Raw genomic sequence first — 15564 nt, 5'->3', positions numbered from 1 at the left:
CCCTGGACGGTAAGGAATCGGGCGGGTGGCTCTGACGCACTCATCCTGCTGGTGAGTGTGAACTTAGTCAACTGTCTGCTGATATCGTCGGGGTGTTCCCGGTTGCGTCTCGCGTGCGACTGGTGGCGTCGGAGGCGGTCATGGCTGCATCGGTGGCGAGGCCTGTCGGGTAGCGCGCGCGTGCTTCATCGGCGTCGCGAGATGGTCAAATCTCTCAAAGGGGCCTCTGGGGCGTCGCTCCTGATACTCTCGATCCGTGTGCTCAGTTCACACTCGAGTTGACGCGCTGGGGGGCGCGTCGTGTTCGTATCTCGGGTGGCCGGGGCGGGATTTCGCGGAGTGGCCACCATGTGGCCCTCAGGAGCTAGTGGGGTGGCGTGTGAGCCAGGGTGAGAGCGGCCCGAGCGACGGTGTGCAGCCGGTCGGCTCCGTCTATCAATATGCCGACGGGCTGTATGTCCGAATCGACGATGTCATGCCGTACGAGATCGTGGATATGGACGACGCCTACGGATACCGGCAGGGCGATGACGTGGTCAGGTGCACCTTGTACCTGAGCAACGGCACCGGACAGCCCGTCGATGTCGACGGAATCAGCCTGCTCGTCCGGAGCGGGCCGTACGGGAAGACGGGGCGCCAGGTACAGGACCACCAGAGCGAGATCCTCGACAGCGCACTCGAAGGTACCGTGCGCAGGGGCCGCAGGATCTCGGTTACCTGGGCGTACAGCATCCCGGCAGGCACCATCGAGGAGCTGGACATCGAGGTGCGGTTCCCCGGCGGACAGAGGCGTGAGGGCGTCACGTTCACCACTGTCCCGACCGCCGCCCCTGCCGCCACTCGCGTGACGGCGGGAACCACATCGACGTCGATCCCCGATCAGGCCACACTGTTCGGCGAGCGTCAGCCGTCCTTGTTCGTGAACGACGAGCCGGACGCTGCGCTCGGCCACGGTCTCGCCGAGGACGCCGGACATCCCGGAGTTCCCCCTCGGGCGGTGCTCGGGAGGATGCCCTCTCAGCCGACCGGCCCGGGGCGACAGGCCGCACATGTCCGGACGCAGGAGCCGTCCAGCGAGGAGACCGACGCCACGCGTGTGCGTCAGATCTTTCGATTCCTCGCCGAGGCCGAGGAATCGAAGGCCCGTCCTGTCCGCACTCTCGACGGTGCCGCCGGCACGGTGTGGTTCGAGGAACTGCCGGACACCCACGGTGTCCAGGTGATGCTCGACGGGGTGCTCGCCGCGGACGATCCGGCCTGGCTGACCGTGGTACGCCCCGAGCGCGAGGACGCCCCGCACCCCAAGCCGCTGCTCGCGCCCTGGGTGGACGAGACGCGCATCCGGGACTTCAAGCAGACCCGCGCCCCGCACCTGCGCCGCCGGATCGAACCCGAATTCCCGGACTGGAGTCAGGGAATCCCGCTGGAGAAGGCCTACCACGAGCTGGACGAACACCCGAAGCAGGAGGCGATCGAGAAGCTGTACGCCGCCTGGGAACAGGACTGGCTCGGCTGGGCGGAGCGCCGCCGCGCGATCGATCCTCTCGTCAAGCTGTACGACACACTTCACAAGATGCACGAGGATGCCGCCAACCTCGGCGAGGCGTACGAACTCGTCCTCGGGCTCGGTCGGCTGACCTGGCAGACAAGCACTGGCCAGCGTGTGGAACGGCACCTCGTCACCCATCGGGCCACCCTCCACCTCGACCCGGCCACCGGCACGCTCACCGCCGCCCCCGACCCGACCGGCTCGGGCCTGGAGCTCGAAGAGGGCATGCTCGAAGGGGCCCAGCACGTACCGGGTCCCGTGCGGGAGGGAATCGTCGAGGTGCTTGAAGAGGGCTCCGACGTGACCGATCCCGAACAGCTCGAAGCCGTGCACACCGCCCTGCGCAGCTGGGTCAACGCGGCGCACAGCGCCGGAAGCTATCTGCAGACCGTGGAGCGTGCCAAGCCACGGACCCTCGACGTGCCGCAGGTGGGACTCACACCCGCACTCGTCCTGCGTGAACGAAACCGTCGCTCCACGATGGACGCGCTCAAGTCCATCGCCCGCCAGATCGACGGTGGCACGCCCCCTACCGAGCTGCTCGGCTACATCGCGGGCCGCGACGGAGCCCTGACCGCCGCCGACCTCGCGGCGGCCGAGGGCGAGGAGACGGACGCCGACGCCGGTGAGATGTACTTCGCGCTCCCCGCCAACGAGGAGCAGCGCACCATCGCCGAACGGCTGCGCGCGAACCGGCTCGTCGTGGTGCAGGGCCCGCCCGGCACCGGCAAGACGCACACCATCGCCAACCTGGTGACGGACCTCCTCGCACAGGGCAAACGCGTTCTCATCACCAGCCACACCCCGCGCGCCCTGCGCGTGCTCCGGGACAAACTGCCGGAATCCATCCGGGACCTCTGCGTCAGCCGTACAGAGGACGGCGCGGCCGCCCAGCGCGAGCTGGAAGCGTCCGTACAGAAGATCCTCAGCGAGTACGCCGGCTACGACCAGAAGGCTTCACAGCGCGAGATCCGTACCCTCCAGAAGCGGCTCACCGCGGCGCGGTCCGCCCAGCAGGCCATGCTCCGTGACCTCGCCGTACTGCGGGAACAGGAGACCCATCGCTTCGAAGCGGAGATCGGCGACTACAGCGGCAGCCTCCAGGAGATCGCCGAGCGCCTCACGACCGAGGCAGGGCGGTACGACTGGCTCGGCCAGGTCCCACAGGAACAGCCCGGTCTGAGCGTCGACGAATCGCTGAGCCTCCTGTACACCACACGTGCGTTCACCCCGCACCACCGTGCCCTGGCCGCCGAGGTGCCCGGCCCGTCCGAGCTGCCGGGCCCCGGCGACTTCGAAGAGGCCGTCTCCGTCGTGCATGCCGCGGAACAGGCGCACGCGGCGGTGCGGCAGGACCCGCTGAGCGAGGAGTACGACACCGCCGTACGCGGCCTCTCGGAGGGCGAGCAGCAGCGGCTGTCGACGGCTCTCGACGCCTTCACCGCAGCCCGCGCCCGCGCCGCGTCGCTCGCCGCCGCGGCGGCGGGCGAGTGGGCCGTGGCACTGCTGAAGGAGGTCAACGCCGGGCAGGACTGGCAGGCTCGCAGCAGGCGGGCGGCCGTCGACGAGACCCTCGCGGCGGTCGACGCCTCGCTCTCCACCCTGGGCACCGCGATGGTCAGCGGCCTGGAACAGTACGACCCCGCCACGGCGCTCGGCCAGGCCACCGTCCTGCACGACGGGCTCGGGCAGGGGCAGAAACTGCGTGGTCCGCTGGGTATCCGCTCGAAACTGGCGAAGGCCGCCGGCGCGTTCGCGGAGGCCGTCCGGGTCGACGGACGGACCCCGGAGGACATCGGAACAGCGGCGATCGTACTCGCGCGCGTTCAGCTCGAACTGCGCCTCGCACAGGTCGAGTCCGAGTGGGGAAGCCCCGTCGGCGCCTGGCACGGACACGGTCCGCGACTCGCACGCCTGCGGCAGGACGCCGAGGTCCTCGAAGCACTTCTCGCCGTCGCCGCCGCCCGCACCGACGTGCTCACCGCCGCCGCGACATCACCGGTACTGACCGTCGCCACCTGGCATGACCGGCCCGTCGAGAACGCGGTACGTGCCCTTTTGCGCGCGGCCACCACACTGCGCGCCGCCGAACGCTCGCGCCGGGTCATCGCGGACACCGAGGAACTGCTGCGCGCCTGGAGCGAGCGGCCGGGTGTCGCGCCCGCCGTCACGCGCGCACTCGACGCCGTGCGCGCCCAGAACCCCGACGGCTACCGGGAATTCAGCCACGAGATCGCCGAGGTCCGCGAGGCCGCCCGACTCCGGGCAGAACAACACACGGCACTCACCCGTGTGCGGGAAGCGTTCCCCTCGCTCGCCGAGCGGATCACGGACACCCCGGAGGACGCCGGGTGGGACGCCCGGCTTCCTCGGCTCGCCGAGGCCTGGGCCTGGTCCGCGTGGCGCGACCGCATGGAGCGGCTCACCGACCCCGAGGCGGAGCGTGTCCTGCGCAGACGGCTGACGGAGGCCGACGACGAGGCACGCATCATGCTCGCGAGGCTCGCCGCCGCCCGCGCATGGCACCGTTGTCTCGGACTGCTCACCGGCGACCAGTCCCGGGCGCTCAGCGCCTACCAGCAGGCCGCCCGCCGGATCAAGGGCAAGTACCAGCACCGCTATCGGCGTGACGCGCAGGCCGCGCTGCGCAAGGCACAGAGCGCGGTGCCGGCCTGGATCATGCCGCTCCACCAGGTCGCCGAGACCGTGCCCATGGACCGCCCCGGCATGTTCGACGTCGTCATCGTCGACGAAGCCAGCCAGTCCGGCCTGGAAGCCATGCTGCTCAGCTGGCTCGCCGACCGGATGGTCGTCGTCGGCGACAGCAAGCAGGTCAGCCCCTCCAACGTCGGCCTCAAGCAGGACGAGTACTTCCATCTCAGGGATCGGCTGCTCACCTCACTCGAACCCGATGTCCGCAGCCTCTTCGGCCCCGAGTCCAGCTTCTTCGACCTCACGGAAGCGCTCTCCGCGGGCCGCGGCACGCTCATGCTCAAGGAGCACTTCCGGTGCATGCCGGAGATCATCTCCTTCTCCAACGACCTGTGTTACAACGGCAGGCTGCAGCCGCTGCGCCAGTACGGGGCCGACCGGCTGGCGCCCGTCCGTACCGTGTACGTCGAGAACGGCGAAGCCCTCGGGAGCAACACCCGGCTGGCCAACACCGCCGAGGCCGAAGCGCTCGTCGACGCGATCGTGCGCTGCTGCGCCGACCCCGCGTACGACGGGAAGAGCATGGGCGTCATCAGCCTCCGTGCCGGCAAGGGGCACTTGGCGGAACTGGAGAACCTGCTGGCCGAACGCCTCGACTACGAGCAGCGTGAGGAGCGCCGCATCCGGGTCGGGGACGCGGAGGACTTCCAGGGCGACGAACGCCACGTCATGTTCATCTCCTGCGTCAACTCGGCCACCACGGCGGCCGGTTCGGTGCCCGGGGGCTTCAACGGCAAGACGTACGAACAGCGGCTCAACGTCGCGGCGTCCCGCGCCCAGGATCAGGTGTGGGTGTTCCACAGCGCGCGCACCGAACAGTTCCACGAGAACGACCTGCGCCGACAGTGGCTCGACCACCTCACGCGGCCCGCGGAGGAGGACACCGTCGCGGTCGACGGCGAGGTGCTCCCGGACGTACGGCATGAAGCGTTCGACAGCCTGTTCCAGCAGAAGGTGTACCTGGAACTGACCAGACGGGACTACCGCGTGAGGCCGGGGTACCGGGTCGGCCGCCACTCCATCGACCTGGTTGTCGAAGGTGGTACGCGCAGACTCGCCGTCGCCTGCGACGGCGACGCCTTCGCGGACGGTGAGGACGCGTCGACGGCGGCCGCCAGGCAGCGTGACCTGGAGCGGGTCGACTGGACCTTCGTCCGCATCCGCGGAAGCCGGTTCCATCTCGACCCGGAGCAGGCGCTCGCGCCTCTGTGGGCGGAGTTGGAACGGCTGGGGATCGAGCCGGTCCGTGAGGAGGCGCAGGAGCCCGCACCTCGGTCGGAGGACGCGGGGAGCGAAGCCCTGAGCGTCGGTGATACGCCTGGGGACAGCCGAGGGGGCGAGATTCCGGAGCTTGAGCCCACGAAAGGCATCCACCCGCGGCCCGATACCCGGGCGAGTGCCGTCGAGCCGGCCCCGTCGGTGGATTCAGTGGCCCTTACGCGAGACCTGCGTGGGTCCGGTCCGGTTCCCGCGCGGAACGAGGGACCGAAGAAGGCTCCGGCGCAGGCGAGACCTCGGGCCGCGGCACCCGCGCGCATATCGGCACCGGTGGCCGGGCGTGGCGCACGGCCGGTGACATCCACGCCGCAGCCGCAGCCGCAGCCGCAGCCGCGGCCGCAGGGCCAGGCGAGTGACAGGGCCGCACAAGGGTCCCTGCCCGTTCAGGAGATTCCCGCCGCCGCCTTCCAGCGGCTGGTCCGCGAGATGCAGGGGCTGCAGACCGCCGTGGACGCCCCGGACGAGACTCCCGATGGCATGGACATGGCCAACCTTGTCTTCCTCAGGAAGACGCAGGCCGATCAGCGCGAGCGTCGCACGAAACGCCTCGGCTTCTTGCGGACCTTCCTCGACGCCGTGGGTGTCGGGCAGGAGGCGGGCACGCCGGGAGTCGTGATTCCCGGCGTGCTGCTCGTCCTCGAATTCGACGGACAGGTCGATGAGGACACCTTGTACACGGTCGCCGAACTGCCCACCGCAGAGGCGGACATCGTGTCCCCGTCGTCTCCGCTGGGGCACGCGCTGATGTGGCAGCCGACGGGACGTGACATCTCGTACGACGCCTCTCAGGGCAAGACACACAAGGTTGTCGTCCGGGAGATCCGGGCCTGAGGACCTGGACCGCGGCCGGACGGGGACCCGGCATGTCGGCGTCCTCGAGATGTCCCGCCGACCGACCGTCGTACGGTTCGGTCGGCGGGCCCTCCGACTTCAGTCGGCGACCGGGTCCAGCATGCGGCTGCGCTCACCGCTCCACGAGATGGCCAGTGCGTCACGGGCCCGTGTGCACGCCACGAACAGCAGACAGTGCTCGGCCAGCAGATCCGACTCGTGTTGTACGGGATCGACGTCGGCAGGCGTCACATGAGGGGCGAACGGCAGCACACTCGACGTCACGCCCACGACGGCCACACAACGGAACTCCAACCCCTTCATCGCGTGCATGGTGGCCACTCGTACACCCGAGGTGCCCGGCCCCGGATCGTCCTTGACTGCGACCGCAGCGATGCCCTCGCGCCGCAGGCGGGCGATGACCGCGTCGACCATCGTGTTGAAACGGGCGCACACCGCCACCTCGGACGGCTTGACACCGTCCTGATCGATCCAGGTCCGGATCTGCTCGATCAGCGCCCGCAACTCCTCGTCCTGGCTGCCGTATCCGCGTGCCGCCGGGATACGGCCGTGCAACTGGGACCGGTAGCCCCGGAGGGAGTCCCGACCACCGTCATCGTCGTCGTCCTCACCGAGCCGCCCCACGGGCTGACCGTCGAGCAGGGAGGCGGACCAGCGCAGGATCTCCTCCGTGCTGCGGTAGTTGAGGCGAAGCCGGGAAGTGCGTCCGCGTACGTTGATCCCCAGCGAGCGCAGCGAGACGCGGGAGTCGTAGATCCGCTGATGAGGGTCACCGACGAGGAACATGTCGTCGGAGCGGGGGGCCACGCAGGCGCGCAGTACGCGCCACTGGGCCGGGTGGAGGTCCTGGGCCTCGTCCACGACGACATGGCGGTAGCGCGGTCCGGCGTCGGCGAGAATCCTCGCGGCCTGGTCGCACAGCAGGGTGTACGTCGCCGAGTCGCGGGAGGCCAGATCCGCGGTGAACCGTTCCATCACGCGCCACAGCCGGGCTCGTTGCACCCGTCCCACCTGCGTGCCGCGACCCCGCCGTACACAGCGCAGGTACTCCTCGGGCGTACGCAGGCCCTGGGCCAGCACGACGTTACGGAACTCCTGGGACAGGAACTGTTCCGGCCAGGGGAGTTCCTCACGTGCGGTGGCTCGCGTCCAGGCGCTCTTCTCCGCCGCGGCCGAAAGGGGTTTCGGTGAACTGCCGCGAGACTCTCGGATGACCCGGGCAGCGAGGGAATCGACCGTCGTGACCTCGACGCGCTCCAGGAGGTGGGCGTCCGCGTCGCCGAGCAGCAACGCCAGACTGTCCCGCAGGGCGGCGGCCATCGCGTTGGTGAACGTGGTGAGCAGGATCCGGTCGCCCTCGCGGCCGGTACGCAGCAGATGCCGGACGCGGTGCAGGGCGACGACCGTCTTGCCGGTGCCGGGGCCGCCGGTGACCTGGGCCGGTCCGTTGAAGCCCGGGTGGTAGGCGTATCTGCGCTGGGCCGGGTGGAGGAAGATCCGCCAGCGGGTGAGGTCCTCGGTGAGGATGCGTTCCAACTCGCCGGGGCCCGTCACTTCCACGATGCGGTCGGGTGTGTTGAGGATGGCTTCCGTGAGGGTGACGCTCGGCCGGTCCTCCGCCGTGCGCACGGTCTGGCCGCGCGGAGCGATGAGCTGTTCCCAGACGTCTTCGGGGGTGTACGCGGCGGCCAGGTACTCCAGCACTTCGAACTGGTCGGCCGGCATCATGGGCGGCGCCATGACCGTCAGGTCCTCGGCCGTGACGCAGACACGTGCCAGGCGCAGGACCTGGTCGTCGATGCCGAGGTCGCGGAGCACGGTGTCGGAGTGCTTCTGGAACAGGCGGGCAGGGGTGGCGACCGCCTTCGTCTCGAAGTAGGTCTCCATCTGTTCGAGGGCTTCGACGTTGCGCACCTCGAGGCCTCCGGTGGCGCCGTTGACCGAGTAGGCGCGCTTGCAGGCCCAGTTGATCGCCTCGTCGTGCGGGGCGACCCGAAGCAGTGTGAACAGCTCGCTTCCGTCGTCGGGTGCGAGGAGAACGCCCCGGTAGAACTTGGTGACGCGTATGGTGCGGATCCGGGGATCGCGCGCCCGCTCGAGCTTCTCCAGGTGCATGCCCTTGCTGGCGTGGAGCTGGGGAACGGTCAGGCTCCGGAACATCTGGATGGCGTCGTTGACTTCCTTCTGGACGGGCCTCTGAAGCGATATGAGGTCCGCGACGAAGTCGTCGGAGAGGGCGAGTCGGGGCATGAGCGTCCTCGGGTGGCGAGCGGGTGGTGGCCGGGGCCCCAGCCTAGAGACTTGTTCCACCCGGAGCGACGGAGCATCACATAATCATTGTGTGAACTCAGTCAACGGTCTATATTGCTGATGTTGTCGTAGCATCGATTCACGCTCGTGACCGTCGGACCTGTCCGGAAGGACTCTGCCCATGCCGGCCCAGCCTGCCCAGGCCGCTGTACCTCACCCGCTCGACGAAGTACCTCAGACCTTTCGTGCCGGGGATTCGTACGTCGTGCGGGACGGGCTCGTCACCTACGTCCGCCGCGACCTCCAGGGGCCCTGGGACGGCGAGACCGAGGTCCTTTCCAACGCCTCCTCCGGGCCGCGCGACCGCTATCTCGTGGGCATGCTCGGGCCGCAGTCGCAGTCGGTCACCGGCGAAAAGATCGCCCTCGCGGCCGCCCAGAGCGCGGACGGCGACTCGGGTGACGAGCAGGAGGGCGACGACGGTGAGCTCCAGGAGAGGTTGACCCCGCAGGCGGCCGGCCACATCTGGGCATCGTCCATGGGGTTGTCCTTCACGGTTCCCGCCTCCGTCGGCACGCTCAGTGCCCAGGTCCGCTGGGGCCGCTACACCCAGTCCGAGGAAGCCACGGACCGCGGTACGACTCGCAGGGTGTGGTCGCGCGAGCCGGTCGAGCGTCCGGTGGACATCGATGTGACCAGCATGGCAGGCCGTATCGTCGAGCTGGAAGGCGAAGCCGTCGTCCTCGACGTACAGGTGCGACACCATGCGGGTCGTGCGGGCGCCGAAGAGCTACGTGTCGTCGAACTGACCCTGGTGAACCGGCAGCAGGACAGCCGTGAGGCCCGCGATGCCCACTGGCTCTTCCAGACCGAGATCGACATCACCGCGTTTCCCGACGACCAGGCCGCGATCTTCCTGCCGGTGGACGACCCTCTCGACGTCGCGAACCGAGGGAATGCCCCTGAGGACTCCGAGGACCGTCGGCTCCGCCTGCTCTACCGGGACAGCCTCAGCCATGCCAAGGGTCGAAACGTCGCCGTACACGCGCATGTGCGTGACGGTGAGCGCAATGCGCATCGGCTCACCACCACCTGGCTCCCGGAGTACGACGTCCGGGCCACCACCGCGCCGACGCTCGAGGACCAGGATCTCCTCCGCGGGCTCGAGCTCGGTATGGACGAACTCGCCGCGCTCGCGGTACCGGCCCGGCGGAACGAACTCAGCGCCGCACTCGCACCGCTGGCCGACGGCTATGGCACGTGGCTCGAACAGCAGCGCCTCAAGGCGCGGTCGCTCCCCGACGACCTGCGCGAATCGGCAGGCGTCGCCATCGAGCAGGCACTGGAGATCTGCGACCGCATCACACTCGGCATCGACAGGCTCGTGGCCGACGACACCGCTCTTGAGGCATTCCGGTTCGCCAACCGTGCCATGGCACTTCAGCGGCGCAACACCGCTGTCGCCGCCGCCCGCGCCGGGCGCGAGGACGACCACAGCTCGTACCAGGAGGCGTACGACGAGATTCACGCCAAGGGCAAGGAGGCTGCGAGCTGGCGTCCGTTCCAGCTTGCCTTCGTCCTGCTGAACCTGGATTCCCTCACTCAGCCCGGACACCCCCACCGGGGGACCGGCCGCGAAGCACTCGTCGACCTTCTGTTCTTCCCGACCGGTGGCGGCAAGACCGAGGCCTACCTCGGCCTCGCCGCTTACACATTCGCGCTGCGGCGCCTGCAGGGCACCCTCGGCTCGGGACTGGAGGCACGCAGCGGTGAGGCCGGCGTCGGTGTCCTCATGCGCTACACCCTGCGCCTCCTGACCGCCCAGCAGTTCCAACGTGCCGCCGCTCTGGTGAGCGCTTGCGAGGTGCTGCGGCGCGAGGAGTTCGCGCGGGACGTCCGCTGGGGCGCGACTCCGTTCCGCATCGGACTCTGGGTCGGAACGTCCGTCTCGCCCAACTGGTTCGACGAGGCCAAGGAGCAGATCGCCGGCGCCAGGGAGAGCGCGAGCGACAAGCACGCGCGAGTGCTTCAGGTCCTCACCTGTCCCTGGTGCGGAAGCGGGCTGACGGCCCGTTCCCACATGGAGTACGACGAGGCACGGCGTCGCGTCCTGCTGTACTGCCCGCGTGCGGAAGGAGAGGACCGCTGTCCCTTCTCGCGGCGTGAGTCGCCGGGTGAGGGCATCCCCGTCCTCACGGTCGACGAGGAGATCTACCGGCTCGCCCCCGCACTGCTGATCGCCACCGTGGACAAGTTCGCCCAGCTCCCCTGGAACGGGTACGCCGGTCTGCTGTTCGGCAGGGTCACAGAGCTCTGTCCCCGGCACGGCTACCGTCACGACGACCTGGACGCCAAGACCGGCTGCGGAAGCCGCCACAACGCGAAAGGCGACCTTCCCGGCGTCACCGCGCAGCCGGTGACCCGGCTTCGGCCTCCGGACCTGATCATCCAGGACGAGCTGCATCTGATCTCCGGCGCGCTCGGCACCATCGTCGGCCTCTTCGAATCCGCCGTCGACCAGCTCTGCACGTGGAGCGTCACCGACAGGAACGGACAGCGCCGCGAGGTCGGGCCCAAGATCGTCGCATCCACCGCGACCACCAAACGGGCGGCGGATCAGGTGCTCGGCGTCTTCGGCCGCAAGGTCGCGGTCTTCCCTCCGCAGGTGCTCGACGTCGGTGACACCTTCTTCTCCCGACAGGTCGAGCTGAGCCGGGAGAACCCCGGCCGCCGCTATCTGGGCGTGTGCGCGCACGGCACCCGTCTCAAGGCGGCCGAGATCCGGGTCGCCGAGATCCTGCTTCTCGCCGCACAGCAGCTCTTCGACGACTACGGCAAGCCGGCCGACCCGTACATGACCCTGGTCGGCTATTTCAACGCGACCCGTGAACTCGCGGGCATGCGCCGGTACATGGACGACGACATCACCACCCGGGTGCGCTCCAACGGCAGTCGCCGCGGCCAGGACACGCTGGCCGATCGCATCGTCAGCAGAGCGGGCATGCTCAGCATCCAGGAACTGACCTCGCGCATCTCCTCCTCAGACATCGGTGCGGCCCTCAAGCGCCTGGAGATCGGCTTCGATCCGGAGCGCGACACCTCGGACAGACGGCGTGCTTTCCTGCGCGAATACGCGACCGCCATGAAGGAGAAGCGCGAACCCCGTGCCGCCATGACGCCCACGGCCAGACAGGCCGTCGATGTCGTTCTCGCCACCTCCATGCTGCAGGTCGGCGTCGACGTCTCACGGTTCGGGCTGATGCTGGTCGTCGGTCAGCCGAAGAACACCGCCGAATACATCCAGGCGTCCTCGCGAGTCGGCCGTGACGCCAGACGCCCAGGCCTCGTGGTGACCCTCTACAACTGGTCTCGTCCCCGAGACCTCGCGTACTACGAAGACTTCGAGCATTATCACGCCACGTTCTATCGGCAGGTCGAAGCTCTTTCCGTCACCCCGTTCACCCGCCGGGCCCTGGACCGGGGCGTGGCCGCCACGTACGTGGCCGCATTGCGTCAGGCGTCGTACGACACGTCACGCAACCTGGACGCTCATCACGTCGATCTCGACGGGCCGATCGCCCAGGAAGTGGAGCGTCGGTTCCTGGAACGGGCCGAACGGGTGGGGGGCGAGTTGCCCCGCCAATATCTGAGCGAGCGCCTGGACCGGCTGAAGGACGAGTGGCGCCGCAAGCGCGATGAGAACAGCTCGGCCCTCGGCTACCGGAAGGAGAAGCGCAAGACGACGATCGTGAGCGGGCTGCTGAGGCGGGCGGACGGTACCCAGTGGACAGAGCTGACCGTCGGCATGTCGATGCGCGAGACGGAGAACGAGATCAACCTCCTCCTGCCTGGTGGAGGGGCCTTCCTCGAGGAACCCTCGGGTGGGGGCCCGGTCTGGAACTTCGGAGCGTCCGACCCCGATCTCGACGCCGACCAAGACATGGCAGCCACCGTGGATAGTGACGAGTACGGACCGACCAGCGCCGATGCGGCCAAGAAAGGACAGCGATGAGTGCCAACGGTAATCGCAGGGTCGGCGCCGTTCGTCCGAGCCACCTCATGTTCACCGCCGGTATCGGCTCCCTCGTCGACCTGCCGAACTTCTCGGTTCTGGTCAAGGGACTCGACTCCTGGAGCTACTCCGGCATCACCGACTACGACATCGACGAACCTCGGCTGAGGGCCGCCGTCAACCGGTCCCTCCAGCGCTACGGGCGCGGACAGGTCGAGCAGTTGCGCGCCGCCCCATGGCTGGAGGGCGGGGACACGGACCCCAAAGGGTGGGCCGCACAGGGGGTCGGGGTACCCGTCACACCATTCCCCCAATGGCTGCGCTGCACGGCCTGCAATGTGCTCGCCGCCGTCGACTCGGCCGAGTTCGCCTTCATCAACTCCAATCCGCGTACGCCGCACGAGGCGAAGTTCGTCCATGACTGCAAGCGGGGGAAGCCTCTCGCCGTGGCTGCCCGTTTCACCCTTGTCTGTACTGTCGGCCATCTCGACGAGTTTCCGTACACGGCGTACGTCCATCACGGGCAGGCCTGTGCCAAGACTCCGCGCCCCAAGCTGCGGATGAAGGACCACGGCGGCAACCAGGCCGCCAACGTGACCATCGAATGCGTGGCCTGCGGCGTGAAGCGCAATATCCGGGAGGCGATGGGCGAGCGTGGCCGCCGCAACCTGCCCGGGTGCCGAGGACGTCACCCTCACCTGGGCACGTACGAGACGAACGGCTGCGGTCAGGATCCGGTCCTGATGGTGGCGGGCGCGTCCAACCAGTGGTTCCCGCTCACCCTCAGCGCTCTGGCCCTGCCGAAGGGGCGGGGCGGAGACATTGACAAGCTCCTCGACGATCACTGGCCCGACCTGCAAATCATCAACGAACGTGGCCAGTTCGACTTCATGGCGAGCATGCCCAAGTTCGGGTTCCTCAAGGAGTTCGACGCCGACGCGGTCGTCGCGGCGATCGTGGCGCGCAAGCAGGGAGCCGACGCGCCGGCTCCCTCCGCGCCCGATGTCCAGGCCGACCTCTTCGGCCCCGAATGGGACGCGCTGTCCGGTTCCATTCCACCGCCCAGCGACGATTTCGCCATGCGGGAGGTTTCCGTACCGAGTGCCCTTGACGAATTTTTCTCCGACATCCGCCAGGTCGAGCGACTGCGCGAGGCACGCGCCCTGATCGGGTTCACCCGGCTGGACGCTCCCGACCCTGAGTCACCGGAGATCGCGTCCCGGGTGGACCTCTCACGCGGTGCGCAGAACTGGGTGCCTGCCAGCGAGGTGCGCGGTGAGGGCATCTTCGTGCGTGTACGGGACGACCTCATGGCCGACTGGGTCGCACGTATGGAGAAGTCGCCGCAGATGGAAGCCCACCGGGAGGCTTTCGGCCGCTTCCGCTCCAACCGGAAGTCCGACCGCAAGACAAGTGACTTCGACCCCTACTATGGCTGGCCCGGGGCGCGCTACATCGCACTGCACACCCTTTCCCACCTGTTGATCCGTACGATCGCCCTCGAATGCGGGTACAACTCGGCCTCGCTCGCCGAGCGGATCTACGCGGGAGACGAAGAGAACCCGAGGGCGGGACTTCTCATCTACACCGCTGTTCCGGACTCGGAGGGCACTCTGGGCGGGCTTGTCTCCCTCGCCGAGGAGCGTGAGTTCGACCGGATCGTCCGTCGTGCTCTGACCGACGCCGGGCATTGCTCGGCCGACCCGCTCTGCTCCGAGCGCCTGCCGCACGACCCGGGTGACTATCTGCACGGTGCCGCATGTCATGTCTGTCTCTTCGTTTCGGAGACCACGTGCGAGCGCGGCAACCGGTTCCTGGACCGTCGCTTCCTCGTGCCGCTGACCGGGGACAAGGATCAGGTACTGACGCCTGTCACCCTGCTGTCGTGAGCAGGAAGGAGTTCGAGGCCGCCGCCGAGGCTGCTGTTATGGCACTCGGCCTTTCGCGGGCCAAGGATCTCGCGGGCCTGCTGGCCCAAGGGCGGACCCGGGAGAGGGCACTGACGGAACTGGCGACACCGGGGATCAGTGCGGTCGTCGAGAAGTTGTACGACGTGGTGCGGACGGAGTCGGTTCCGGTGACGGAGGCTGCCGCCTATGTCCGGGGCTACGTGGCAGCCACGCTGCGTGCCCGGAACGCGGTTCAGGTCCGGACGGTGTGGAGCGGCCCCTCGACGCCGTCGGTACCTGTACGGGCGACTGCGCGCGTGCTGATCGAGGTCATCGAGGAGGCCAGTGATGAACTGCTCGCCATGACGTACGCGGCCCGACCGTACCCGGCGCTGACACGGGCGCTGACCGAGGCTGTGGCACGGGGGGTGAAGACCCACGTAGTGGTGGAGACGCTGGCCGGCGCGCGCGGACTTCTCTCGGGCCGGGAACCGGCCGACGCGTTTGCCTCCGTGCCCGGGGTGCGACTCTGGCACTGGGCACGTGACTCGGCTGGCCACGCTCACTCGCGTCAGCACGCCAAACTCGCGGTGGCCGACCGGCGCATGCTCTACCTGGGCAGCGCCAACCTGACGGAGTCGGCGGCGCGGCGCAACATCGAGGCGGGGGTGCTGGTGACTGGTGGCGAAGCCCCACGGCGTGCGGCCGAGCACATCGTGGAGTTGCAACGGCTCGGAATCCTCCGGCCCCTTCGTTCTTGAACGCCTCGGTCGGCGATCCTTGGAGCAGGCTCCCGAGAACCGCCTCGACACGTCTTCGCGTCACCCGGGCAAGAAGCGTGTTTGAGGATATCGTCCACCCCATACCCCATACCCCATACAAAATGTGGGTAGGTATCCTCCGTGCGTTCCTCCGACCTCGGGTCCCCGCTCCGCGGTGGGCGCCTGGGGGAGCATCGAGTGGGAACGCATCATCGATGCGGTCGTGTCCACGGCGTTCCTGCTGTGGGCGCGATCTTGTGT

5 protein-coding genes are annotated in these 15564 nt (G+C 68.6%); 4 read left to right on the top strand and 1 reads right to left on the bottom strand.

The features are described from left to right. The first annotated feature begins 379 nt into the window (after positions 1-379). Positions 380-6370, top strand: a complete 5991-nt coding sequence (locus ACFYW9_RS30320) for an AAA domain-containing protein (protein WP_389156914.1) — start codon at positions 380-382, stop codon at positions 6368-6370. A 99-nt stretch (positions 6371-6469) separates the two neighbouring features. Here the strand turns inward: ACFYW9_RS30320 and ACFYW9_RS30315 are convergent, their stop codons facing one another. After that, positions 6470-8641: a UvrD-helicase domain-containing protein gene (locus ACFYW9_RS30315; protein WP_389156911.1), complete on the bottom strand. Its 2172-nt coding sequence runs from the start codon at positions 8639-8641 to the stop codon at positions 6470-6472. Between the two features lie 181 nt (positions 8642-8822). Here ACFYW9_RS30315 and drmA point away from each other — a divergent pair, with 181 nt between their 5' ends. The 3 genes from drmA to drmC are packed head-to-tail and all read left to right on the top strand — an operon-like array spanning position 8823 to position 15303. Next, positions 8823-12653: a DISARM system helicase DrmA gene (gene drmA / locus ACFYW9_RS30310; RefSeq protein ID WP_389156908.1), complete on the top strand. Its 3831-nt coding sequence runs from the start codon at positions 8823-8825 to the stop codon at positions 12651-12653. Continuing rightward, positions 12650-14542 carry a DrmB family protein gene (gene drmB / locus ACFYW9_RS30305; protein ID WP_389156905.1) on the top strand — a complete coding sequence of 631 codons (1893 nt, stop codon included), beginning with the start codon at positions 12650-12652 and terminating at the stop codon, positions 14540-14542. Before drmA ends, drmB begins: the two co-directional genes overlap by 4 nt. Next, a complete protein-coding gene (gene drmC, locus ACFYW9_RS30300; RefSeq protein ID WP_389156902.1) occupies positions 14539-15303 on the top strand; it encodes a DISARM system phospholipase D-like protein DrmC in 765 nt (254 codons plus the stop codon). Before drmB ends, drmC begins: the two co-directional genes overlap by 4 nt. The last annotated feature ends 261 nt before the right edge of the window (positions 15304-15564 follow it).

It is taken from the genome of Streptomyces sp. NPDC002698 (genome assembly GCF_042888945.1).
Classification (GTDB): domain Bacteria; phylum Actinomycetota; class Actinomycetes; order Streptomycetales; family Streptomycetaceae; genus Streptomyces.
The sequence above is the reverse complement of the archived record's forward strand: the minus strand, read 5'-3'. Positions and strand labels throughout refer to the sequence as shown.

Bases quoted from the DNA above. Each gene is read 5' to 3' on its own strand.
- ACFYW9_RS30315 (WP_389156911.1), bottom strand. From the start codon at position 8,641: ATGCCCCGACTCGCCCTCTCCGACGACTTCGTCGCGGACCTCATATCG.
- drmA (WP_389156908.1), top strand. From the start codon at position 8,823: ATGCCGGCCCAGCCTGCCCAGGCCGCTGTACCTCACCCGCTCGACGAA.
- drmB (WP_389156905.1), top strand. From the start codon at position 12,650: ATGAGTGCCAACGGTAATCGCAGGGTCGGCGCCGTTCGTCCGAGCCAC.